Source organism: Escherichia sp. TW09308 (assembly GCF_000208565.1).
Classification (GTDB): Bacteria; Pseudomonadota; Gammaproteobacteria; order Enterobacterales; family Enterobacteriaceae; genus Escherichia; species Escherichia marmotae.
In genome coordinates, this window is sequence record NZ_AEME01000001.1 from 2,972,803 (window position 1) to 2,998,003 (window position 25,201).

Below are 25,201 nucleotides of genomic sequence, written 5' to 3' on the forward strand. Positions count from 1 at the left end.
GGACAGTAATCTCATGAAAATCAAAACCATTTTAACGCCAGTAGCCTGCGCCCTGCTGATGAGCTTTTCCGCCCATGCCGCTAACGCCGACAATTATAAAAACGTGATTAACCGTACCGGCGCGCCGCAGTACATGAAGGATTACGATTACGACGACCACCAGCGTTTTAACCCATTTTTCGATCTCGGTGCCTGGCATGGCCACCTGTTGCCTGACGGCCCGAACACCATGGGTGGCTTTCCGGGCGTTGCACTGCTAACGGAAGAGTACATCAACTTTATGGCCACCAATTTCGACCGCCTGACTGTCTGGCAGGACGGCCAAAAAGTCGACTTCACACTGGAGGCATACAGTATTCCCGGTGCGCTGGTGCAAAAGCTGACAGCAAAAGATGTGCAGATAGAAATGACTCTGCGCTTCGCCACGCCGCGCACGTCACTACTGGAAACCAAAATCACCAGCGATAAACCGCTGGATCTGGTGTGGGACGGCGAGCTGCTGGAAAAACTGGAAGCGAAAGAAGGGAAACCGCTTTCTGATAAAACCATTACTGGCGAGTACCCTGATTATCAACGCAAGATCAGCGCCACCCGTGATGGCCTGAAAGTTACCTTTGGCAAAGTGCGCGCCACCTGGGATCTGCTGACCTCCGGCGAATCGGAATATCAGGTGCATAAATCATTACCGATGCAGACTGAAATCAACGGTAATCGCTTTACCAGTAAGGCGCATATCAACGGTTCGACGACACTCTATACCACCTATTCCCATCTGCTGACCGCCCAGGAAGTCAGCAAAGAACAGATGCAAATCCGCGATATTCTGGCGCGTCCGGCGTTTTATCTCACCGCCTCGCAGCGACGCTGGGAAGAGTACCTGAAGAAAGGGTTAACCAATCCGGATGCGACGCTGGAGCAGACGCGCGTCGCGGTGAAAGCGATCGAAACCCTCAACGGCAACTGGCGTTCGCCGGGCGGTGCGGTGAAATATAACACCGTCACGCCGTCGGTAACCGGGCGTTGGTTCTCCGGCAATCAGACCTGGCCGTGGGATACCTGGAAGCAGGCGTTTGCGATGGCGCATTTCAATCCGGACATCGCCAAAGAGAATATCCGCGCGGTCTTCTCCTGGCAGATCCAACCTGGCGACGCCGTGCGTCCGCAGGATGTGGGATTTGTGCCGGACCTGATTGCGTGGAACCTTAGCCCCGAGCGTGGCGGCGATGGCGGCAACTGGAATGAACGTAATACCAAACCCAGTCTTGCCGCCTGGTCGGTGATGGAAGTGTACAACGTCACCCAGGATAAAGGCTGGTTGGCAGAGATGTACCCGAAACTGGTGGCCTATCACGATTGGTGGTTACGTAACCGCGATCATAACGGCAACGGCGTACCGGAATATGGCGCAACCCGCGATAAAGCCCACAATACTGAGAATGGCGAGATGCTGTTTACAGTGAAAAAAGGCGACAAAGAAGAGACGCAGTCCGGGCTGAACAATTACGCCCGGGTAGTTGAGAAAGGCCAGTACGACAGCCTGGAAATTCCGGCGCAGGTTGCCGCGTCGTGGGAATCGGGTCGTGATGATGCAGCCGTCTTTGGTTTTATCGACAAAGAACAATTGGATAAATATGTCGCTAACGGCGGCAAACGTAGTGACTGGACGGTGAAATTCGCTGAAAACCGCAGTCAGGACGGGACGTTGCTGGGCTACTCGTTGTTACAGGAATCGGTGGATCAGGCCAGCTATATGTACAGCGATAATCATTATCTGGCCGAGATGGCGAAAATCCTCGGCAAACCCGAAGAAGCCAAACGTTATCGCCAGTTGGCAGTACAGCTCGCAGATTACATCAATACTTGTATGTTCGACCCGGCCACACAGTTCTACTATGACATACGCATTGAAGATAAACCGTTAGCGAACGGCTGCGCGGGCAAGCCGATTGTCGAGCGCGGTAAAGGGCCGGAAGGCTGGTCGCCGCTGTTTAATGGTGCAGCAACGCAGGCCAATGCCGACGCGGTGGTGAAGGTGATGCTGGACACCAAAGAGTTCAACACCTTTGTCCCACTGGGAACGGCAGCGTTAACCAATCCGGCCTTTGGCGCGGATATCTACTGGCGCGGGCGCGTATGGGTGGATCAGTTCTGGTTTGCTCTGAAAGGTATGGAGCGTTACGGTTATCGCGATGATGCCCTGAAACTTGCGGATACTTTTTTCCAGCACGCCAAAGGCTTAACCGCCGACGGTCCGATTCAGGAGAATTACAACCCGCTGACCGGCGCACAGCAAGGTGCCCCAAATTTCTCCTGGAGCGCAGCGCATTTGTATATGTTGTATAACGATTTTTTCCGTAAGCAGTAATTTACAACGGTGGTGGTTATCTATAGACAAAAATAATGCCGGGATAAAACCCGGCATTATTTTTACTCTTCTGTCGTTTGCGGCGGCACGCCTGTTCCGCTTGGTTTGCGGCGCTTACCAATATTTTTGGTATCGCGGTGGCGTTTTTTCACCCGAGGCTTCTCTTTCTCTTTAGCCTTTTTTTTCTCGGCGCGTTTTGCCAGGACTTTCTTCGATGGTTTACCCGTCTGTTTCTCGCTTGGCGCACGCGTTTTCGGGCGTAACTCATCAATGACGCGAGCTTTAATCGGCTCTTCAATATAACGACTAACTTTGCCCAGCAGCAGATGGTCATGGGCTTCAACCAGTGAAATCGCGATCCCTTTACGACCGGCGCGAGCGGTACGCCCGATTCGGTGCAAATAGGTATCGCCACTGCGCGGCATATCGAAGTTAAAGACGTGGCTGACATCCGGAATGTCGATACCACGTGCGGCAACGTCGGTGGCAACCAGCACGTTTACGCGACCTTCAGTCAGACGCTTAATTGCTTCATTACGCTTGCCTTGTACCATCTCACCTTCGAGATAGCAGTTGTTGATGCCTGCTTCGCGCAACCAGTTTGCCAGTTCATGCACACGCTCACGCTTGCGCACAAATACGATTGAGCGAGTCGCTTCCGGCTGTTTTAACAGATGTACCAGCAACGCAGTTTTATGCTCAAGGTCATCGGCACGGTAATACCATTGATGAATCTTTTTGCGCTCACGGGTGGATGGATTAGCAGAAACTTCCACCGGATCCTCCAGCAGACGTTCGGCAAAATCCTGAATGGCATCGCCTTCCAGCGTAGCTGAGAAGAGCAGGGTTTGCTTACGCCAGCGAGTTTCGCCAGCAATATGTTCGATATCCTGGGCGAAGCCCATATCCAGCATACGGTCTGCTTCGTCAAGGATCAGTGTTTCAACCGCGCGGCAATCGAAGTTCTCTTCTTTTATGTATTGCAGCAGACGTCCGGTCGTGGCGACCACGATGTCCTGGTTTTCGCTGAACACTTCCGCGTGGTTCATATAGGCCACGCCGCCGGTGATGGTGGCAATATCCAGATGTGTATGTTTCGCCAGTTCACGGGCATGATCGGCCACCTGCATCGCCAGTTCGCGAGTTGGGGTGAGGATCAAAATACGCGGTGGACCGGATTTCTTACGCGGGAAATCGAGCAGGTGCTGCAACGCTGGCAGCAGATACGCCGCCGTTTTACCGGTGCCTGTCGGCGCAGAACCGAGTACATCACGGCCATCGAGCGCAGGCGGAATGGCGGCAGCCTGAATGGCGGTCGGGCGAGTGAAACCTTTATCCTGGAGGGCTTCCAGCAGGCTTTCGTCGAGTTCAAGTTCGGAAAAAGTCGTTACAGTCATGTTCTACCTCTGTGTGGGGCGCTGATTATAGACGTTACGGCTGCAATCTTCATCTGTTTGTATGGATATCGCTTCTCAGGTATTGTTCTTACCCGGTGCTATCGCCGTTTTTACAGCAAGGTTTTATTTTCATGTCACAGTCTACATCCGTGCTTCGTCGTAATGGATTTACTTTTAAACAGTTTTTTGTCGCGCACGATCGCTGTGCGATGAAAGTGGGAACGGATGGAATTTTACTGGGCGCATGGGCTCCTGTGGCAGGGGTAAAACGCTGCCTTGATATCGGCAGTGGTAGCGGGCTACTGGCGCTAATGCTGGCGCAACGAACTGATGACAGCGTGATGATTGATGCAGTTGAACTGGAAAGTGAGGCAGCGGCTCAGGCGCAGGAAAATATCGCGCAGTCCCCGTGGGCAGAGCGGATTAATATCCATACGGCGGATATTCAGCAGTGGATAACCCAGCAGGCCGCGCGTTTTGACTTAATTATCAGTAACCCGCCGTATTATCAGCAGGGGGTTGAGTGCGCGACGCCGCAACGGGAACAGGCGCGCTATACCACTACGTTGGATCACCAGACGTTGCTTACTTGTGCGGCAGAATGCATTACCGAAGAGGGATTTTTCTGCGTGGTGCTGCCGGAGCAGATTGGTAATGGTTTTACTGAACTGGCATTAAGCATGGGATGGCATTTACGTTTACGGACGGACGTGGCGGAAAACGAGGCTCGATTACCGCATCGGGTGCTACTGGCATTCTCCCCACTGGCGGGGGAATACTTTAGCGATCGGTTAGTGATTCGTGGGCCAGACCAGAACTATTCTGAAGCGTATACGGCGCTGACCCAGGCTTTTTATTTGTTTATGTAATGATGGCCAGGCGAGAGAATCGACGGACCGGAATGCGTGAGCAACTCCGGGTAGTCCAGCGTGTAATGCAAGCCCCGACTCTCCTTGCGCATCATCGCGCAGCGAACAATTAACTCGGCAACCTGCACCAGATTACGCAGTTCCAGTAAATTATTCGACACCCGAAAGTGGGCATAATATTCGTCTATTTCCTGCTGCAACATATTGATCCGTCGCAGGGCACGCTCCAGGCGCTTTGTTGTGCGCACAATACCGACGTAATCCCACATAAACAGACGCAGCTCATGCCAGTTATGTTGGAGCACCACCAGCTCGTCAGGATCCTCAACGCGGCTTTCATCCCATGACGGCAAGCTGTTGACGCCACGTGCATAAGGCATCCGTCTTTCAATGTCTTCCGCCGCCGACCAGCCGTAGACCAGACATTCCAGCAATGAGTTAGAGGCCATTCGGTTAGCGCCATGTAATCCTGTGTAGCTCACTTCGCCAATCGCATACACCCATCAACATCGGTACGCCCATAGTCATCCACCATTACACCGCCGCAAGTATAGTGCGCAGCAGGTACTATCGGCACAGGCTCTTTAGTGAGATCAATACCCAGACCCAGCAACTTTTCATAAATCATCGGGAAATGCTGACAAATAAAATCCGCAGGCTTATGACTAATATCCAGGAACATACAATCCGCGCCGAGGCGTTTCATTTCATAGTCAATAGCGCGGGCAACAATATCGCGCGGAGCCAGTTCACCACGCTCATCAAAATCGGGCATAAAGCGTGTGCCGTCCGGGCGCTTCAAATAAGCGCCTTCGCCACGTAAAGCTTCTGTTAACAGGAAGTTCCGCGCCTGTGGATGATACAGCGCCGTTGGGTGGAACTGATTAAATTCGAGATTAGCAACCCGGCAACCGGCGCGCCAGGCCATGGCAATACCATCACCAGAGGAAATATCCGGATTGGTGGTGTACTGATAAACCTTCGATGCGCCGCCAGTTGCCAGCACCACAGCTTTCGCATGACAGGTTTCTACCGCTTCTTTATTGCGATTCCACACCCATGCTCCGACCACTCGTCGCGTCCCCGGCAGACCAATTTTGTCGGAAATAATCAGATCGACTGCGTTGCTGCGTTCCAGTACACGAATATTCGGATGACTCTGCGCCTTGCTCACCAGCGTAGTTTCTACTTCTTTACCAGTGGCGTCGGCGGCATGAAGAATACGGCGGTGGCTATGACCGCCTTCACGGGTCAGATGGTAACTTTCTTCCCCATTTGGTTGCACCTGGGTATCAAACAATACCCCTTGATCGATCAACCATTGCACACAGGAACGCGCATTGCTGGCAACAAACTTAACCGCATGGCTATCGCAAATTCCGGCACCGGCAACCAACGTATCTTCCACATGTGAATCGATACTGTCAGTTTCATCAAACACGGCAGCAATTCCGCCCTGGGCGTAAAACGTCGAGCCTTCAGTAACAGAGCCTTTGCTAAGAACGATGACATGATGCTTATCTGCCAGACGTAGTGCCAGTGAAAGCCCGGCAGCGCCACTACCGATAATCAACACATCACAAGAATATTCAGGGAAAGTATTCATTTTTGTTGTTTAATTTACTAAACACAGTCCGGTCAGCATAGCATCATGTTGTACAATTAAACACCTGCTATTTTAATGTTTGTTACAATGGCTAAACATATTGTTTCTGGGAGGCGGAAAAAAGGGAAGTTGCTCGTCGACGGAGGATTAGGTGGTGAAATAAAAAGGCCGTTGGGTTACTCTTCAGGCAGTTAAATGGGCATTTCTGCACAGATAATGCGTTATTCAGATTCTGTAGACTTATAATGATAGATAATGATCCGTCTACAGCATGACAAACAAAAACAGATGCGTTACGGAACTTTACAAAAACGAGACACTCTAATCTTTTGCTTGCTCAAATTGCAGCTAATGGAGTGGCGTTTCGACAGCGCGTGGAAATTTGGTTTGGGGAGACTTTACCTCGGATGAGCGAGCAGTTAACGGACCAGGTCCTGGTTGAACGGGTCCAGAAGGGAGATCAGAAAGCTTTTAACTTACTGGTAGTGCGCTATCAGCATAAAGTGGCGAGTCTGGTTTCCCGCTATGTGCCGTCGGGTGATGTTCCCGATGTGGTACAAGAAGCTTTTATTAAAGCCTATCGTGCGCTGGATTCGTTCCGGGGAGATAGTGCTTTTTATACATGGCTGTATCGGATTGCTGTTAATACGGCAAAAAATTACCTGGTTGCTCAGGGGCGTCGTCCACCTTCCAGCGATGTGGATGCCATTGAAGCAGAAAACTTCGAAAGTGGCGGCGCGCTGAAAGAAATTTCGAACCCTGAGAACTTAATGTTGTCAGAAGAACTGAGACAGATAGTTTTCCGAACTATTGAGTCCCTCCCGGAAGATTTACGCATGGCAATAACCTTGCGGGAGCTGGATGGCCTGAGCTATGAAGAGATAGCCGCTATCATGGATTGTCCGGTGGGTACGGTGCGTTCACGTATCTTCCGAGCGAGGGAAGCTATTGATAATAAAGTTCAACCGCTTATCAGGCGTTGACGATAGCGGGATACTGGATAAGGGTATTAGGCATGCAGAAAGAACAACTTTCCGCTTTAATGGATGGCGAAACGCTGGATAGTGAGCTGCTTAACGAACTGGCTCACAACCCGGAGATGCAGAAAACCTGGGAAAATTATCACTTAATCCGTGACTCTATGCGGGGTGATACTCCCGAGGTACTCCATTTCGATATCTCTTCACGCGTGATGGCCGCCATTGAAGAAGAGCCCGTTCGCCAACCGACGATATTGATCCCAGAGGCTCAGCCTGCGCCGCATCAATGGCAGAAAATGCCATTCTGGCAGAAAGTTCGTCCGTGGGCGGCACAGCTCACCCAAATGGGTGTAGCGGCATGCGTATCGCTTGCAGTTATCGTTGGCGTCCAGCACTATAATGGACAATCTGAAACGTCCCAGCAGCCCGAAACACCGGTATTTAATACTCTGCCGATGATGGGTAAAGCCAGTCCGGTAAGCCTGGGAGTACCTTCTGAAGCGACCGCGAACAATGGTCAACAGCAGCAGGTACAGGAGCAGCGTCGTCGCATTAATGCCATGTTGCAGGATTACGAATTGCAACGTCGACTCCACTCCGAACAGCTTCAGTTTGAGCAGGCACAGACACAGCAAGCCGCTGTACAGGTGCCAGGAATTCAAACTTTAGGAACGCAATCGCAGTAATGAAGCAACTTTGGTTTGCCATGTCATTAGTGACAGGTAGCCTGTTATTCTCTGCTAACGCCTCGGCCACTCCCGCGTCCGGGGCGTTATTACAGCAGATGAACCTGGCTAGCCAGTCACTGAATTACGAGCTGTCATTCATCAGCATCAATAAACAAGGTGTTGAGTCTCTGCGTTATCGACATGCACGCCTCGATAACCGTCCTCTTGCACAGTTGTTGCAAATGGATGGCCCGCGCCGGGAAGTGGTACAGCGCGGCAATGAAATCAGCTACTTTGAACCGGGTCTTGAACCGTTCACTCTTAATGGCGATTACATTGTTGATTCTCTGCCATCGCTCATCTATACCGATTTCAAACGCCTTTCTCCTTACTACGACTTTATCTCTGTGGGGCGCACCCGTATTGCTGACCGCTTATGTGAGGTAATCCGCGTGGTAGCCCGTGATGGCACACGCTACAGCTACATCGTGTGGATGGATACCGAATCGAAATTACCGATGCGGGTTGATCTCCTTGATCGCGATGGTGAGACACTGGAGCAATTCCGCGTGATCGCTTTCAACGTTAATCAGGATATCAGCAACAGTATGCAGACACTGGCGAAGGCAAACTTGCCGCCTCTGCTTTCTGTACCTGTTGGTGAGAAAGCCAAATTTAACTGGGCTCCAACCTGGTTGCCACAGGGCTTTAGCGAAGTTTCCAGCAGTCGACGTCCGTTACCGACGATGGATAACATGCCCATCGAATCGCGTCTCTATTCCGACGGGTTGTTCAGCTTCTCGGTAAACGTTAACCGCGCTACGCCATCCAGTACCGATCAGATGTTGCGAACCGGACGCCGAACAGTCAGCACCAGCATACGCGACAACGCGGAAATCACCATTGTTGGTGAACTGCCACCGCAAACGGCGAAACGAATTGCCGAGAATATTAAGTTTGGGGCAGCGGAATGATCAAAGAGTGGGCTACTGTCGTCTCCTGGCAAAACGGGCAGGCGCTGGTCAGTTGCGATGTTAAAGCTTCATGCAGCAGTTGCGCTTCCCGCGCAGGTTGCGGCAGTCGCGTGTTGAATAAACTAGGCCCGCAAACCACACATACCATCGTCGTATCCTGTGATGAACCGTTAGTGCCGGGGCAGAAAGTTGAATTGGGAATCGCTGAAAGCAGCCTGCTTAGCTCCGCATTATTGGTTTATATGTCGCCGCTGGTGGGATTATTCCTTGTCGCTTCGTTATTTCAGCTACTCTTTGCTTCAGATATTGCAGCATTATGCGGAGCAATCCTCGGCGGCGTTGGTGGATTCCTGATTGCGCGAGGATACTCACGTAAGTTTGCCGCCCGAACAGAATGGCAACCGATCATCTTAAGTGTGGCATTGCCGCCTGGCTTTGTGCGATATGAAGCATCTTCGGAAGACGCGAGCCAGTGATTTCACTGGCTTTATTGTATTTTGCATAACAAATGCGAGGACGTTTCCAGATACCACAATCCATACGGTATGAACATTTCCTCGCCTCAATGTTGTAGTGTAGAATGCGGCGTTTCTATTAATACAGACGTTAAGCTCAGAACAGCGACTTCTAAAAGCCTGGTTAACCGGGCATTAAGGCACAATAATCATACTTTATGAAGAATATACGTAACTTTTCGATCATAGCTCACATTGACCACGGTAAATCGACGCTGTCTGACCGTATTATCCAGATCTGCGGTGGCCTGTCTGACCGTGAAATGGAGGCGCAGGTTCTCGATTCCATGGATCTTGAGCGTGAGCGTGGTATTACTATCAAAGCGCAGAGCGTGACGCTGGACTATAAAGCGTCCGATGGCGAAACCTATCAACTTAACTTTATCGACACCCCGGGGCACGTGGACTTCTCCTATGAAGTATCCCGTTCGCTGGCTGCTTGTGAAGGTGCATTGTTAGTGGTCGATGCAGGGCAGGGCGTAGAAGCGCAAACCCTGGCAAACTGCTACACCGCGATGGAAATGGACCTCGAGGTGGTGCCGGTACTTAACAAAATTGACTTACCAGCAGCCGATCCTGAACGCGTTGCGGAAGAAATCGAAGATATCGTCGGCATCGACGCTACCGACGCAGTGCGTTGCTCGGCAAAAACAGGTGTTGGTGTGCAGGATGTACTGGAACGTCTGGTGCGTGACATTCCGCCGCCGGAGGGAGATCCAGAAGGCCCATTGCAGGCACTGATTATCGACTCCTGGTTCGACAACTACCTGGGCGTTGTTTCACTTATCCGTATTAAAAACGGCACCCTGCGTAAGGGTGATAAAGTGAAAGTCATGAGTACCGGGCAGACTTATAACGCCGACCGCCTGGGTATTTTCACGCCGAAGCAAGTTGATCGTACTGAACTGAAATGTGGTGAAGTAGGTTGGTTGGTTTGTGCGATTAAAGATATTCACGGCGCACCAGTAGGCGATACCTTAACGCTGGCGCGTAATCCGGCAGAAAAAGCGCTGCCAGGCTTTAAGAAAGTTAAACCTCAGGTTTATGCCGGTCTGTTCCCGGTAAGTTCCGACGACTATGAAGCCTTCCGCGACGCGCTGGGCAAATTGAGTCTGAACGATGCCTCTCTGTTCTACGAGCCGGAAAGTTCTACAGCGCTGGGCTTTGGCTTCCGCTGCGGCTTCCTCGGCCTGCTGCATATGGAGATCATTCAGGAACGTCTGGAACGTGAATACGATCTTGACCTGATTACCACGGCACCGACAGTAGTGTATGAAGTAGAAACTACGGGGAAAGAAGTTATCTACGTCGACAGCCCGTCTAAGCTGCCAGCAGTGAATAACATCTACGAACTGCGTGAGCCGATCGCGGAATGTCACATGCTGCTGCCGCAGGCATATCTCGGTAACGTTATTACGCTGTGCGTAGAAAAACGTGGTGTACAGACCAATATGGTTTACCACGGTAATCAGGTGGCGCTGACGTACGAGATCCCGATGGCGGAAGTGGTGCTCGACTTCTTCGATCGCTTGAAATCTACCTCGCGTGGTTATGCGTCTCTGGATTACAACTTCAAACGCTTCCAGGCTTCCGACATGGTGCGTGTTGACGTTTTAATCAACGGTGAACGTGTCGATGCGCTGGCGTTGATCACCCACCGTGATAATTCGCAAAACCGTGGTCGCGAGCTGGTGGAGAAGATGAAAGATCTAATCCCACGCCAGCAGTTTGATATTGCCATTCAAGCAGCGATTGGTACGCACATTATCGCGCGTTCCACCGTGAAGCAGCTTCGTAAAAACGTACTGGCCAAATGTTATGGCGGCGATATCAGCCGTAAGAAAAAGCTGCTGCAGAAGCAGAAAGAAGGTAAGAAACGCATGAAGCAGATCGGTAACGTCGAGCTGCCGCAGGAAGCGTTCCTCGCCATTCTGCATGTCGGCAAAGACAACAAATAATCTTTAGGAGTTGGCATGGCGAATATGTTTGCCCTGATTCTGGTGATTGCCACACTGGTGACGGGCATTTTATGGTGCGTGGATAAATTCTTTTTCGCACCTAAACGGCGGGAACGTCAGGCAGCAGCGCAGGCGGCTGCTGGAGACTCACTGGATAAAGCTACGCTGAAAAAAGTTGCGCCAAAACCAGGTTGGCTGGAAACCGGTGCTTCTGTATTTCCGGTGCTGGCACTTGTGTTAATTGTGCGTTCATTTATTTATGAACCGTTCCAGATCCCGTCAGGTTCGATGATGCCGACTCTGTTAATCGGTGACTTCATTCTGGTGGAGAAATTTGCCTACGGTATTAAAGATCCTATCTACCAGAAAACGCTGATCGAAACCGGCCATCCGAAACGTGGTGATATTGTGGTCTTTAAATACCCGGAAGATCCAAAGCTTGATTACATCAAGCGTGCGGTTGGCTTACCGGGCGATAAAGTCACTTACGATCCGGTTGCGAAAGAGCTGACTATTCAACCTGGATGCAGTTCCGGTCAGGCGTGTGAAAACGCGCTACCGGTAACGTATTCCAACGTGGAGCCGAGCGATTTTGTTCAAACCTTCTCTCGTCGTAATGGTGGGGAAGCGACCAGCGGATTCTTTGAAGTGCCGAAAAACGAAACTAAAGAAAACGGTATTCGTCTTTCTGAACGTAAAGAGACACTGGGTGATGTTACACACCGCATCCTGACAGTACCTATCGCTCAGGACCAGGTAGGGATGTATTACCAGCAGCCAGGGCAACAACTGGCAACCTGGATTGTCCCGCCGGGCCAATACTTCATGATGGGTGACAACCGCGATAACAGCGCGGACAGTCGTTACTGGGGTTTTGTGCCAGAAGCTAACCTGGTGGGTCGGGCGACGGCTATCTGGATGAGTTTCGATAAACAGGAAGGCGAATGGCCAACTGGCGTTCGTTTAAGTCGCATCGGCGGCATTCACTAATTGTCGTTATCCGTTCACGTTGTCACTGTTATGGTGGCAACGTGAATTATTTATGAGATAAATCTCCCGTGGCTAACGACATCCCTTGTCGTTGTGTATAGAATATTCCCCCGAAGTTTCAGGTTGGCGCCTTCTGGTCGCCACGGCACACGAAACAGCGTTGGTCCCCATATACAGGTCAACTGAAACTGCTGAAAAGCTGTTAGCAGAACCCTGCATATCAGGTCTGTTTCGTGTGCTGAATTGTTGACGCATTTATTTATTGGTATCGCATGAACCCCATCGTAATTAATCGGCTTCAACGGAAGCTGGGCTACACTTTTAATCATCAGGAACTGCTGCAGCAGGCATTAACTCACCGCAGTGCCAGCAGTAAACATAACGAGCGTCTGGAATTTTTAGGCGACTCTATTCTAAGCTACGTTATCGCTAATGCGTTGTATCACCGTTTCCCGCGAGTGGATGAAGGGGATATGAGCCGGATGCGCGCCACGCTGGTACGCGGTAATACGCTGGCAGAACTGGCTCGTGAATTTGAGTTAGGCGAGTGCTTGCGTTTAGGGCCGGGTGAACTTAAAAGCGGTGGATTTCGTCGCGAGTCAATTCTTGCTGACACCGTTGAAGCATTAATTGGCGGCGTATTCCTCGACAGCGATATTCAGACTGTCGAGAAATTAATCCTTAACTGGTATCAAACTCGTCTGGACGAAATTAGTCCGGGCGATAAACAAAAAGATCCGAAAACGCGCTTGCAGGAATATTTGCAGGGGCGCCATCTGCCTCTGCCAACTTATCTGGTGGTCCAGGTACGTGGCGAAGCGCACGATCAGGAATTTACGATCCACTGCCAGGTTAGCGGCCTGAGCGAACCGGTGGTTGGCACAGGTTCAAGCCGTCGTAAGGCTGAACAGGCTGCCGCCGAACAGGCGTTGAAAAAACTGGAGCTGGAATGAGCATCGATAAAAGTTACTGCGGATTTATTGCCATCGTCGGACGTCCGAATGTTGGCAAATCCACATTGTTGAATAAACTGTTAGGGCAGAAAATCTCCATCACCTCCCGCAAGGCGCAGACTACACGTCACCGTATTGTGGGTATCCATACTGAAGGTGCGTATCAGGCGATCTACGTTGATACCCCGGGCCTGCATATGGAAGAGAAGCGTGCCATTAACCGCTTGATGAACAAAGCGGCAAGCAGCTCCATTGGCGACGTTGAGCTGGTTATTTTTGTCGTTGAAGGCACCCGTTGGACGCCGGACGATGAAATGGTGCTCAACAAGCTGCGTGACGGTAAAGCGCCGGTGATTCTCGCGGTGAACAAAGTAGACAACGTGCAGGAGAAAGCCGATCTACTGCCGCACTTACAGTTTCTGGCAAGCCAAATGAATTTCCTCGATATCGTGCCAATCTCAGCCGAAACTGGGCTAAACGTCGACACTATCGCGGCAATTGTACGCAAACACCTTCCAGAAGCGACGCATCACTTCCCGGAAGATTACATTACCGATCGTTCGCAGCGGTTTATGGCCTCTGAAATCATTCGTGAAAAGCTGATGCGTTTCCTCGGTGCAGAACTGCCGTACTCTGTAACCGTGGAGATCGAACGTTTTGTCACCAATGAGCGCGGTGGTTATGACATCAACGGTTTGATTCTCGTTGAGCGTGAAGGGCAGAAGAAGATGGTAATTGGCAACAAAGGGGCCAAGATCAAAACCATCGGTATTGAAGCGCGTAAAGACATGCAAGAAATGTTCGAAGCGCCTGTCCACCTTGAGCTATGGGTGAAAGTGAAATCTGGTTGGGCCGACGATGAACGCGCACTGCGTAGTCTCGGTTACGTTGACGATCTCTAAGAGTTACACCGATGGAAGGCTGGCAGCGCGCATTCGTACTGCATAGTCGTCCCTGGAGCGAAACCAGCCTGATGCTGGACGTCTTCACGGAGGAATCGGGACGCGTGCGTCTGGTTGCTAAAGGCGCACGTTCAAAACGTTCTACCCTGAAAGGCGCATTGCAGCCTTTCACCCCCCTCTTGCTTCGTTTTGGCGGGCGCGGTGAAGTCAAAACGCTGCGCAGTGCTGAAGCCGTCTCGCTGGCACTGCCGCTAAGCGGTATCACGCTTTACAGCGGGCTTTACATCAACGAACTCCTCTCCCGCGTACTGGAATACGAAACACGCTTTTCGGAACTTTTTTTCGATTATTTGCATTGTATCCAGGCACTGGCAGGGATCACAGGTACGCCAGAACCGGCGTTGCGTCGTTTTGAACTGGCGCTCCTTGGGCATCTGGGTTATGGCGTCAATTTTACCCATTGCGCAGGTAGCGGTGAGCCGGTGGATGACAACATGACGTATCGTTACCGCGAAGAAAAAGGATTTATCGCCAGTGTGGTTATCGACAATAAAACCTTTACCGGACGGCAGTTGAAAGCGTTACATGCGCGGGAATTTCCTGACGCAGACACATTGCGCGCCGCGAAACGCTTTACCCGTATGGCCCTTAAGCCTTATCTTGGCGGTAAACCTTTAAAAAGCAGGGAACTGTTCCGGCAGTTTATACCTAAGCGGACAGTGAAAACATTTAATGACTGATGAGGATTGTCATGGCTGAATTACTGTTGGGCGTCAACATTGACCATATCGCAACGCTGCGCAATGCACGCGGTACTGCTTATCCGGACCCGGTTCAGGCCGCATTTATTGCCGAACAGGCGGGGGCGGACGGCATTACCGTGCATTTACGTGAAGATCGCCGCCACATTACAGACCGTGACGTGCGCATCCTCCGTCAGACGCTAGATACCCGCATGAATCTGGAGATGGCGGTAACTGAAGAGATGCTGGCGATTGCCGTTGAGACGAAGCCGCATTTCTGCTGTCTGGTGCCGGAAAAGCGTCAGGAAGTGACAACCGAAGGCGGCCTGGACGTCGCGGGTCAGCGTGACAAAATGCGCGATGCCTGCAGACGTCTGGCAGATGCCGGGATTCAGGTTTCTCTGTTTATCGACGCTGACGAAGAGCAGATCAAAGCTGCAGCAGAGGTGGGGGCACCATTTATCGAAATCCACACCGGTTGTTACGCTGATGCCAAAACGGACGCTGAACAGGCGCAAGAGCTGGCGCGAATCGAGAAAGCCGCGACCTTTGCCGCAAGCCTCGGTTTGAAAGTTAATGCTGGTCACGGTCTGACCTATCACAACGTGAAAGCCATTGCCGCTATCCCAGAGATGCACGAACTGAATATAGGTCATGCCATTATTGGTCGCGCAGTAATGACCGGACTGAAAGATGCCGTGGCAGAAATGAAACGCCTGATGCTGGAAGCGCGTGGCTAATGGCAATATTAGGTTTAGGCACGGATATCGTGGAGATCGCTCGCATAGAAGCGGTAATCGCGCGATCCGGTGATCGCCTGGCACGACGTGTATTAAGCGATAATGAATGGGAGATCTGGAAAACGCATCATCAGCCGGTGCGTTTTCTGGCAAAACGTTTTGCTGTGAAAGAGGCGGCGGCAAAAGCGTTTGGTACTGGGATCCGTAATGGCCTGGCATTTAATCAATTTGAAGTGTTTAACGATGAGCTCGGCAAGCCAAGACTACGGTTGTGGGGCGAGGCGTTAAAACTGGCAGAAAAGTTGGGCGTCGCACATATGCATGTAACGCTGGCAGATGAACGCCACTACGCTTGTGCCACGGTAATCATTGAAAGTTAAAAGCCCTTCCTGAATATCAAAAAAGTACCGTTCTTTTTAAAAAGTAAAACCCCCGAACAGGTAAGGAGCAGGGGGTTTCTTTACTATTTTAATATTGTGCAGCACACGATTCCAACAGAAATGATTATGGAGCAGTTTAGTTGGTCTGTATAAGCAACTTGCAATTTCTGGCATAAAAATGCGAGCCGGGACGAAGAATTTAATATTGATGAGAAGATTAACGAGACCACTTTTTCATAAATACATTAGAATTGGCGTCGTTATTGGAGATTTTGCTGTGTTCTACACTATATTACTGAATTCCCCCATTGAAACGAGTGGTGTCATCAAAGCTTGCGGCACTCGATTCCAGTAACTCGCACGTTCAGTTTTGGGGAGATGTAAGGGCTAATCTGAATGGCTGTATTCCTTGTTTAAGGAAAAACAAATGACGGATTGTCGATATACCTTATTAAACAGGGCATTAAAGTCGTCATTGCTATTTTACAGTTGATCCCTCTGTTCTTGTAACACCAGAAAACGTAATTAAGGCGCGTCGGGTGAACCCGCCGGGCGCGCCTTTAATAATGATAATTAAGTGTCTGCGCAGATATTATGGAGTTTTATTTAATGAATGTGTTTATTAATGGCAACATAAAAATAAATATAATAATTTCGTTTTACAAGAGTAAATAATCAATATTCTGCTCCAGAAGCAAAATACTAAATTTTATCCGCGTGATGCATCAGCACAAACTTATCCCACAACTGTTCTTCCGTCTCGACATGCTCCGGATCTTTCACAATGGTATTGGGGATCGGACATACTTTCTGGCAGGTTGGCGTCTCGTAGTGACCTACGCATTCCGTACACTTATCGCTGTTAATCTCGTAGATGTGATCGCCCATTGAAATCGCCTCATTCGGGCATTCAGGTTCACACATATCACAATTGATGCATTTTTTAGTGATTAACAGCGCCATAAGGAAACTCTCAAAACAACACAAACCGGGCGGGCATTATACGCGCATTCTTTACTCAAACCAGTTTTTTCACCAGAGCCTCGCTGTGGCGAATGCGTTCTGGGGCTAACTCGAGATCTTGTTGTATCAGTGCAATAAACAGCAAATCCGTTAGCATTCCCTGAGCATGACATGCAGAGATCGAAGCACTGTTCGTCGCTTGTTCTTCGGCTATGGTATACAGGCAATGAGAAGCGCGCTGTTGCAGGGCATTGGGGGTGAAACCGGTGATGGCCAGCACTTTACCGCCCACTCGTAACATCTCATCTGCTGCCAGGTTTAACTCGCGCCGCACGCCCGTGTATGAGATGGCTAATAACAAATCGTCCGGCGATGAAGCCTGTACTGTAGCGAGTAACGCGTGCATATCACGCTCAGCGGCAGCATTAAAACCAATCTTCATCAGCTTCCAGGCAAAATTCTGCGCCACCAGGCCGGAAGCGCCAATGCCGGTCAGAATAATCCGCCGTGCAGAACGAAGCATCGCTACGCATTCATGTAGCTTCTCCTCACTATTGACGTTCAGTGTTGCGTACATGGCAGCAGTATTTTCTTTAATCAGTTTTTCGCCCACCAGCCGTAACGGATCATCACCACGAATTTGGTTATGAATGGGTACGGAGGGAGATTCCGGTTGGCTTGCCAGAGCTTCACTCAATGCCAGCTTTAAGGCCGGAAAACCTTTATAGCCGAGTTTTTGCGCGAACTTCACTACGCTGGACTGACTGACTCCGGCTTCGTTGGCCAGTTGTTGGGAGCTAAGGTGGCGGGCAGTGTCAGGTTGTAGCAGGAGATAGTCCGCCAGCTTTTTATCGCTCTGGGCAAGTCCCTGGTAACGCTGACGAATACGAAGTAAGCCGTTCATATCTTTCCTCGCGATGAATTAATGGCGACAACAGGCAATATGAGACACAAGCGAGCGAATATTATATTCCATCACAGTCAATTACCATGAATTAAAAATTCCAGTCAGCCATTATGCGATAGATTGATGCCGGAAAAGTGATGATCTATCTGTTAGGCTATGTAGTAGCAAAAATTAATCAGGATGTATCAGTCCAGAGGGGTATGGTTTGGCAACTCACGAGCGTCGTGTGGTGTTTTTTGACTTAGATGGAACATTGCATCAACAGGATATGTTTGGCTGTTTTCTGCGCTACTTACTGCGCCGCCAGCCGCAGAATGCGCTACTTGTTCTGCCGCTGTTGCCGATCATTGTCATTGCATTATTAATCAAGGGCCGAGCGGCACGCTGGCCGATGAGCCTGCTGCTATGGGGTTGTACCTTTGGTCATAGCGAAGCGCGTATACAGGCGTTGCAGGCCGATTTTGTGCATTGGTTTCGCGACAATGTTACAGTCTTTCCGCTAGTGCAGGAACGTCTGACCAGCTATCTGTTAAGTTCCGATGCCGACATTTGGTTGATTACCGGTTCCCCTCAGCCGTTGGTCGAAGCGGTTTATTTCGATACGCCCTGGTTACCACGCGTTAATCTTATCGCCAGTCAGATCCAGCGCGGCTATGGCGGCTGGGTGCTGACCATGCGCTGTCTCGGCCATGAAAAGGTCGCGCAACTGGAACGCAAAATCGGCACGCCGCTGCGACTTTACAGTGGCTATAGTGATAGTAACCAGGACAACCCGCTACTCTATTTCTGTCAGCATCGCTGGCGGGTAACGCCTCGCGGCGAACTCCAGCAACTGGAATAGAGTAACGCATAGCGTCCGTGTATAATGCGCCGCGCTTTTATAACCGGAGTTTTCCTTTTGTCTGAAGTCGAATTTAGTCACGAATACTGGATGCGTCATGCGCTGACGCTGGCGAAACGTGCCTGGGACGAGCGGGAAGTGCCGGTCGGCGCGGTATTGGTGCATAACAACCGGGTAATCGGTGAAGGCTGGAACCGACCTATTGGTCGCCATGATCCTACAGCTCATGCAGAAATCATGGCGCTGCGGCAGGGAGGGCTGGTGCTGCAAAACTATCGCCTGATCGACGCGACATTATATGTCACGCTGGAACCGTGCGTGATGTGCGCCGGAGCGATGATCCACAGCCGTATTGGTCGCGTGGTCTTTGGCGCGCGTGATGCGAAAACTGGCGCCGCCGGATCATTAATGGATGTACTTCACCACCCGGGCATGAATCATCGAGTGGAAATTACGGAAGGAATACTGGCGGATGAGTGCGCGGCGCTACTCAGCGATTTTTTCCGAATGCGCCGTCAGGAAATCAAAGCGCAGAAAAAAGCGCAATCCGCGACAGATTAATTTCGTTTCTCTTCACTTCCCTTCCTGGAAAACAGTAGAGAAGGGGAGTGCGTCAGATAATTAGATGACGACTGCGAAAGAAATGAGAGAAAGGGAAATTTTTCTTTACCCAATTCCGCTGGCGATACCGCCGGATAATCCTGAGCCAACTGCATCGCCGCTTCTGTTGCCTGCTTTTCTTTTTCTTGCAAGTAACCCACCAGGCTAATCTGGTACTTACGAATATTTTCTACATAAGCATAGGCTTCATGCCCACGTGCATAGCCGTAAGTCAGCTTGCTGTAATAGGGTTTCTGGCTAAGCAAAGGCAGACGTTGTTTAACATCGGCCCAGCTATCAGGATTACCTTTAGTTTTTGCCGTCAGGGCACGGGCATCCAGCATGTGTGCATAGCCCATATTATAGGCGGCGAGCGCAAACCAGATCCGCTCATTTTCTGGCACGCTTTCTGGCACTTTACTCATCATATTATGCAGGTAACGCGCGCCGCCGCTGATGCTTTGTTCGGCATCAGTACGGTCGGTAATGCCCAGGCTTTGCGCGGTATTTTTGGTTAACATCATCATGCCGCGCACGCCAGTCGGAGAAGTCGCCTGCGCGTCCCAGTGCGATTCCTGATAAGCTATCGCTGCCAGCAAACGCCAGTCAATTTCCTCGGCGTATTTCTCAAATAGCGGTTTTAACTGTGGCAGAACAGCATCAACGGCGCGTAAAAACGTGCGCGTATCGACATAATCAAAATCATTGCCATGCCCGAGATATTTCTCTTCAATACGCGCCAGTGTGCCGTCCTCATTCATTTCATTGAAGAAATCGAGCAGGGCAGCAGAAAGCGTATTATCGTTATCTAATTGACTAAACCAGGTCACGGGTTGTTCATCGGTAATATCCAGCGCCACGGCGAGTTCCGGGTGAACGCGCTGGAACAAGCTGATAGCGACAGAATCGGCAATGGTGTAATCCAGCTTACCTTCGATAACATCTTCCATTAACTCCGCAGACCCTTTTCTGTCGTCCACTTTCCAGCCTAATTCCGGGAACTTAGTCTCTTTCAGTTTTTGCAGATCATTAATGACAACATGCCCAGGTGCGACGGCCAACTTTTCCGCCGTCAGATTACCCAGCGTACGTGGTCGATACTGACCCACTTTATAGACCAGTTGTTGTGAAACGGAATAATAGGTTGGGCCGGGTTGATAATTTTTAACCCTTTCGCTGTTATAGACCAGCCCTGCAGCCAGCAGATCGGCATCACCGTTATCGAGATCGTCAAATAACTGGCTGATGTTCTGCCGCACGGTGACTTTCAGTTTAACGCCAAGATAGTCAGCAAACTGTTTGGCCAGTTCATAATCCAGCCCGAAGGGTTTGCCGTTGATTTCGTTCCAGGTGAGAGGTGTGTGAATAGTACTCACGCGCAACTCTCCCCGCGCTTGTATGGCGGCGATACGGTTGTCGGCTTTACCAAACCAGGGAATGGATGGCCAGAGAGCGACCGCGAGAAGCAGTGCCAGAATACCGATGAACAGATAATTAATCTTTAATTTTTTCAATTAGTTAATTCTCTGCGTCGTGCTTTTCCCTGCCTGAAAAATCGTAATAATGTAGAAAGGTTTCATCATAAATGAGCGGCATTTTGCGTAAACCCGCGCCAGTTGGCAACTTATTACAGATATTGGCGGCACGCGTTGCTAATCCACGGCGGCGATTTTATTTCCACGCAAACGGTTTCGTCAGCACGCCAGATTCTTTATAATGACGCCCGTTTCCCCCCTTTGGGTACACCGAAAGCTTAGAAGACGAGAGACTTATGATGGAAATTCTGCGTGGTTCGCCTGCACTGTCGGCATTCCGAATCAATAAACTGCTGGCACGTTTTCAGGCTGCCAGGCTCCAGGTTCACAACATTTACGCCGAGTATGTCCATTTTGCTGACCTCAATGCACCGTTAAACGATGATGAGCACGCGCAACTTGAACGCCTGCTGAAATATGGCCCGGCACTCGCCAGCCATGCCCCGCAAGGCAAACTACTGCTGGTGACCCCGCGTCCTGGCACCATCTCTCCCTGGTCTTCGAAAGCGACCGATATTGCCCATAACTGCGGGCTGCAACAGGTAAACCGTCTTGAACGTGGCGTTGCTTACTATGTTGAAGCCGGTACGCTGACTCACGAACAATGGCAGCAGATTACCGCTGAACTACACGACCGCATGATGGAAACGGTCTTTTTTGCGTTAGATGATGCAAAGCAGTTGTTTGCTCATCATCAACCGGCTCCGGTTACCAGCGTTGATTTGCTGGGACAGGGTCGTCAGGCCCTGATCGACGCTAACCTGCGTCTTGGCCTGGCATTGGCAGAAGATGAGATTGACTATCTGCAAGACGCTTTCACAAAGCTTGGTCGTAACCCGAACGACATCGAGCTTTATATGTTCGCCCAGGCGAACTCTGAGCACTGCCGTCACAAGATTTTTAACGCCGACTGGATTATCGACGGTGAACAACAGCCAAAATCGCTGTTCAAGATGATTAAAAACACCTTCGAAACCACACCAGATCACGTTCTCTCTGCATATAAAGATAACGCCGCCGTGATGGAAGGTTCCGAAGTAGGCCGCTATTTTGCCGACCATGAAACGGGGCGCTACGATTATCATCAGGAACCGGCTCACATCCTGATGAAAGTGGAAACCCACAACCACCCGACGGCAATTTCTCCGTGGCCGGGTGCGGCGACCGGTTCCGGTGGTGAAATCCGTGATGAAGGCGCAACTGGACGCGGCGCGAAGCCGAAAGCCGGCCTGGTTGGATTCTCCGTTTCCAACCTGCGTATTCCAGGCTTTGAACAGCCGTGGGAAGAAGATTTTGGTAAACCGGAACGTATTGTTACCGCACTGGACATTATGACCGAAGGCCCGCTGGGCGGCGCGGCGTTTAACAACGAATTTGGCCGTCCGGCACTGAACGGTTACTTCCGTACTTATGAAGAAAAAGTGAACAGCCACAATGGCGAAGAGCTGCGTGGTTATCACAAGCCGATCATGCTGGCGGGCGGGATCGGCAACATCCGCGCCGATCATGTGCAGAAAGGCGAAATCAACGTTGGTGCTAAGCTCGTCGTCCTCGGTGGTCCGGCAATGAACATCGGTCTTGGCGGCGGAGCAGCGTCTTCTATGGCTTCCGGTCAGTCTGATGCCGACCTCGATTTCGCTTCTGTACAGCGCGACAACCCCGAAATGGAACGTCGTTGCCAGGAAGTGATCGACCGCTGCTGGCAGTTGGGTGATGCAAACCCAATCCTGTTTATCCATGACGTTGGTGCAGGTGGTCTTTCTAACGCTATGCCGGAACTGGTGAGTGACGGCGGGCGTGGCGGTAAATTCGAATTGCGCGATATTCTTAGCGACGAACCGGGGATGAGTCCGCTGGAAATCTGGTGTAACGAATCCCAGGAACGCTACGTGCTGGCTGTTGCCGCCGATCAGTTGCCGTTGTTTGACGAACTGTGTAAGCGTGAACGCGCGCCATATGCGGTGATTGGTGAAGCAACCGAAGAACTGCACCTTTCTCTGCACGATAGTCATTTTGATAATCAGCCGATCGATCTGCCGCTGGACGTGTTGCTTGGTAAAACGCCGAAGATGACCCGCGATGTACAAACGCTGAAAGCGAAAGGCGACGCGCTGGTTCGTGAAGGGATTACTATTGCTGACGCGGTGAAACGCGTGCTGCATCTGCCGACCGTGGCAGAGAAAACCTTCCTCGTTACCATTGGCGACCGTAGCGTAACCGGCATGGTGGCGCGCGATCAGATGGTCGGTCCGTGGCAAGTACCGGTAGCTAACTGTGCGGTTACTACCGCCAGCCTCGACAGCTACTACGGTGAAGCAATGGCAATTGGTGAACGTGCGCCGGTTGCGCTGCTGGATTTTGCCGCCTCTGCTCGTCTGGCGGTCGGTGAAGCGTTAACCAACATTGCTGCTACGCAGATTGGCGATATTAAACGCATCAAACTTTCCGCCAACTGGATGGCGGCGGCAGGTCACCCTGGTGAAGATGCGGGCCTGTATGAAGCAGTGAAAGCGGTGGGCGAAGAACTTTGTCCGGCGCTCGGCCTGACGATCCCGGTCGGTAAAGACTCTATGTCGATGAAAACCCGCTGGCAGGAAGGTAATGAAGAGCGCGAAATGACCTCCCCGCTGTCGCTGGTAATCTCTGCATTTGCCCGTGTGGAAGATGTGCGTCACACCATTACGCCGCAGCTTTCTACCGAAGATAACGCACTGCTGCTGATTGACCTCGGCAAAGGCAATAACGCGCTGGGCGCAACGGCGCTGGCGCAGGTATATCGTCAGCTTGGCGATATACCGGCAGATGTGCGCGATGTTGCTCAACTGAAAGGTTTCTACGACGCCATTCAGGCGCTGGTCGCCCAACGTAAGCTGCTCGCCTACCACGATCGTTCTGACGGTGGCCTGTTGGTGACGCTGGCGGAAATGGCGTTTGCCGGTCATTGCGGCATTGAAGCAGATATCGCAATTCTGGGTGAAGATCGCCTGGCCGCGTTGTTTAACGAAGAGCTGGGGGCGGTGATTCAGGTACGCGCTGCAGACCGTGAAGCCGTAGAAGGCGTACTGGCACAGCACGGACTTGCTGATTGTGTCCATTATGTCGGTCAGGCTGTTTCTGGTGACCGTTTTGTGATTACGGCCAACGGGCAGGCTGTATTCAGCGAAAGTCGCACCACGTTGCGTGTCTGGTGGGCAGAAACCACCTGGCAGATGCAGCGTCTGCGTGACAATCCGGAGTGTGCCGATCAGGAACACCAGGCGAAATCTAACGATGCCGATCCGGGTCTGAATGTGAAATTGTCGTTCGATATCAACGAAGATGTGGCGGCACCGTTTATTGCCACTGGCGCGCGCCCGAAAGTTGCTGTGCTGCGTGAGCAGGGTGTGAACTCGCATGTTGAAATGGCGGCAGCGTTCCACCGTGCGGGCTTCGATGCTATCGACGTGCATATGAGCGACCTGCTGGCTGGACGCACTGGCCTGGAGGATTTCCACGCCCTGGTCGCGTGCGGTGGTTTCTCCTACGGTGACGTGCTGGGCGCAGGTGAAGGTTGGGCGAAGTCTATCCTGTTCAACGACCGTGTGCGCGATGAGTTTGCAACCTTCTTCCATCGTCCGCAAACGCTGGCGCTGGGGGTATGTAACGGTTGCCAGATGATGTCTAATCTGCGTGAATTGATCCCTGGTAGCGACCTGTGGCCACGTTTTGTGCGTAACACCTCCGATCGCTTTGAAGCGCGTTTCAGTCTGGTTGAAGTGACCCAAAGCCCGTCGCTGCTGTTGCAGGGGATGGTGGGTTCACAGATGCCGATAGCTGTTTCTCACGGTGAAGGGCGCGTGGAAGTGCGTGACGCTGCGCATCTGGCGGCACTGGAAAGCAAAGGGCTGGTGGCGCTGCGCTATGTTGATAACTTTGGTAAAGTCACTGAAACTTATCCGGCTAACCCGAACGGTTCCCCGAACGGCATTACGGCGGTCACGACTGAAAGCGGTCGTGTCACCATCATGATGCCGCACCCGGAACGTGTTTTCCGCACTGTCAGCAACTCCTGGCACCCGGAAAACTGGGGTGAGGATAGCCCGTGGATGCGTATTTTCCGCAATGCGCGTAAGCAGTTGGGGTAAGACTGCGGGTATTTTACGCAACGCATTGGTTTTACAGGCCGGATAAGGCGTTTACGCCGCATCCGGCATTAAACACCAACCACTATCATATGCTCCCAACTCCGGGAGCTTTTTTGTGTCTGTAAATCACGACAATGGGTGGTTTACCGTGTCGCTCATTGGCGACATTTAACCTGTTGATTTTATTTAAG

At 51.3% G+C, this 25,201-nt stretch carries 21 protein-coding genes and 1 pseudogene; 17 read left to right on the top strand and 5 right to left on the bottom strand.

The window, feature by feature from the left end; genetic code table 11:
- Positions 1–13 precede the first annotated feature (13 nt).
- Positions 14–2,365 carry an alpha-glucosidase gene (gene ygjK, locus ESM_RS0114130; protein ID WP_000695443.1) on the top strand — a complete coding sequence of 784 codons (2,352 nt, stop codon included), beginning with the start codon at positions 14–16 and terminating at the stop codon, positions 2,363–2,365.
- Positions 2,366–2,427: 62 nt separating this feature from the next.
- On the opposite strand, the gene srmB is transcribed toward ygjK, so the two are convergent.
- Complete coding sequence (gene srmB / locus ESM_RS0114135; RefSeq protein WP_000219188.1) at positions 2,428–3,762, bottom strand: ATP-dependent RNA helicase SrmB; 1,335 nt, start codon at positions 3,760–3,762, stop codon at positions 2,428–2,430.
- Positions 3,763–3,893: 131 nt separating this feature from the next.
- Between srmB and trmN the strand changes: the two genes are divergently transcribed.
- Entirely contained in the window at positions 3,894–4,631 is a 738-nt protein-coding gene (gene trmN, locus ESM_RS0114140) for a tRNA(1)(Val) (adenine(37)-N(6))-methyltransferase TrmN (RefSeq protein WP_010378883.1), read from the top strand.
- Here trmN and nadB read toward each other — a convergent pair.
- A pseudogene (nadB, locus tag ESM_RS01000000124950) lies at positions 4,616–6,237 on the bottom strand (L-aspartate oxidase). The gene trmN and the pseudogene nadB sit on opposite strands and share 16 nt — an antisense overlap.
- A 255-nt stretch (positions 6,238–6,492) precedes the next feature.
- Here nadB and rseD point away from each other — a divergent pair.
- From rseD to acpS, 12 genes are all read left to right on the top strand, one after another.
- Complete coding sequence (rseD, locus tag ESM_RS1000000128470; protein ID WP_010378892.1) at positions 6,493–6,648, top strand: rpoE leader peptide RseD; 156 nt, start codon at positions 6,493–6,495, stop codon at positions 6,646–6,648.
- Positions 6,645–7,220: an RNA polymerase sigma factor RpoE gene (rpoE, locus tag ESM_RS0114155; protein ID WP_001295364.1), complete on the top strand. Its 576-nt coding sequence runs from the start codon at positions 6,645–6,647 to the stop codon at positions 7,218–7,220. The genes rseD and rpoE overlap by 4 nt, the downstream gene beginning before the upstream one ends.
- A 32-nt stretch (positions 7,221–7,252) precedes the next feature.
- Complete coding sequence (rseA, locus tag ESM_RS0114160) at positions 7,253–7,903, top strand: anti-sigma-E factor RseA (protein ID WP_001168447.1); 651 nt, start codon at positions 7,253–7,255, stop codon at positions 7,901–7,903.
- Entirely contained in the window at positions 7,903–8,859 is a 957-nt protein-coding gene (gene rseB / locus ESM_RS0114165; RefSeq protein WP_000812042.1) for a sigma-E factor regulatory protein RseB, read from the top strand. Before rseA ends, rseB begins: the two co-directional genes overlap by 1 nt.
- On the top strand, positions 8,856–9,335 hold the full coding sequence (gene rseC / locus ESM_RS0114170) for a SoxR-reducing system protein RseC (RefSeq protein WP_000589074.1): 480 nt from the start codon (positions 8,856–8,858) through the stop codon (positions 9,333–9,335). Before rseB ends, rseC begins: the two co-directional genes overlap by 4 nt.
- 197 nt (positions 9,336–9,532) lie before the next feature.
- Positions 9,533–11,332, top strand: coding sequence for a translation elongation factor 4 (gene lepA, locus ESM_RS0114175; RefSeq protein WP_000790174.1), 1,800 nt, complete (start codon positions 9,533–9,535; stop codon positions 11,330–11,332).
- Between the two features lie 15 nt (positions 11,333–11,347).
- On the top strand, positions 11,348–12,322 hold the full coding sequence (gene lepB, locus ESM_RS0114180; RefSeq protein ID WP_000002549.1) for a signal peptidase I: 975 nt from the start codon (positions 11,348–11,350) through the stop codon (positions 12,320–12,322).
- A gap of 272 nt (positions 12,323–12,594) precedes the next feature.
- Positions 12,595–13,275 (top strand): ribonuclease III, encoded by a 681-nt coding sequence (rnc, locus tag ESM_RS0114185; RefSeq protein ID WP_001068343.1) that lies wholly within the window; start codon positions 12,595–12,597, stop codon positions 13,273–13,275.
- Positions 13,272–14,177 (top strand): GTPase Era, encoded by a 906-nt coding sequence (gene era / locus ESM_RS0114190; RefSeq protein WP_000020738.1) that lies wholly within the window; start codon positions 13,272–13,274, stop codon positions 14,175–14,177. The genes rnc and era overlap by 4 nt, the downstream gene beginning before the upstream one ends.
- Before the next feature lie 11 nt (positions 14,178–14,188).
- Positions 14,189–14,917 (top strand): DNA repair protein RecO, encoded by a 729-nt coding sequence (gene recO, locus ESM_RS0114195; protein WP_000399390.1) that lies wholly within the window; start codon positions 14,189–14,191, stop codon positions 14,915–14,917.
- Between the two features lie 11 nt (positions 14,918–14,928).
- The gene (pdxJ, locus tag ESM_RS0114200) at positions 14,929–15,660 is read left to right on the top strand and encodes a pyridoxine 5'-phosphate synthase (RefSeq protein WP_001516896.1); all 732 of its coding nucleotides are present in this window, start codon (positions 14,929–14,931) and stop codon (positions 15,658–15,660) included.
- Positions 15,660–16,040 carry a holo-ACP synthase gene (acpS, locus tag ESM_RS0114205; protein WP_000986026.1) on the top strand — a complete coding sequence of 127 codons (381 nt, stop codon included), beginning with the start codon at positions 15,660–15,662 and terminating at the stop codon, positions 16,038–16,040. The genes pdxJ and acpS overlap by 1 nt, the downstream gene beginning before the upstream one ends.
- 702 nt (positions 16,041–16,742) lie before the next feature.
- On the opposite strand, the gene yfhL is transcribed toward acpS, so the two are convergent.
- Both yfhL and ESM_RS0114215 read right to left on the bottom strand, forming a co-directional pair.
- Positions 16,743–17,003 carry a 4Fe-4S dicluster ferredoxin YfhL gene (gene yfhL / locus ESM_RS0114210; protein ID WP_001196284.1) on the bottom strand — a complete coding sequence of 87 codons (261 nt, stop codon included), beginning with the start codon at positions 17,001–17,003 and terminating at the stop codon, positions 16,743–16,745.
- Positions 17,004–17,058: 55 nt separating this feature from the next.
- Positions 17,059–17,907, bottom strand: coding sequence for a MurR/RpiR family transcriptional regulator (locus ESM_RS0114215; protein WP_001013776.1), 849 nt, complete (start codon positions 17,905–17,907; stop codon positions 17,059–17,061).
- A 208-nt stretch (positions 17,908–18,115) separates the two neighbouring features.
- Here ESM_RS0114215 and yfhb point away from each other — a divergent pair, with 208 nt between their 5' ends.
- Together yfhb and tadA are read left to right on the top strand one after the other, a co-directional pair.
- Positions 18,116–18,751: a phosphatidylglycerophosphatase C gene (gene yfhb, locus ESM_RS0114220; protein WP_000190640.1), complete on the top strand. Its 636-nt coding sequence runs from the start codon at positions 18,116–18,118 to the stop codon at positions 18,749–18,751.
- A gap of 57 nt (positions 18,752–18,808) precedes the next feature.
- On the top strand, positions 18,809–19,312 hold the full coding sequence (gene tadA, locus ESM_RS0114225; RefSeq protein ID WP_001516895.1) for a tRNA adenosine(34) deaminase TadA: 504 nt from the start codon (positions 18,809–18,811) through the stop codon (positions 19,310–19,312).
- Here the strand turns inward: tadA and mltF are convergent.
- Entirely contained in the window at positions 19,309–20,865 is a 1,557-nt protein-coding gene (gene mltF, locus ESM_RS0114230) for a membrane-bound lytic murein transglycosylase MltF (RefSeq protein WP_000734181.1), read from the bottom strand. The genes tadA and mltF overlap by 4 nt on opposite strands.
- 257 nt (positions 20,866–21,122) lie before the next feature.
- On the opposite strand from mltF, the gene purL reads away from it, so the two are divergent.
- On the top strand, positions 21,123–25,010 hold the full coding sequence (gene purL, locus ESM_RS0114235) for a phosphoribosylformylglycinamidine synthase (protein ID WP_000970177.1): 3,888 nt from the start codon (positions 21,123–21,125) through the stop codon (positions 25,008–25,010).
- Positions 25,011–25,201 lie beyond the last annotated feature (191 nt).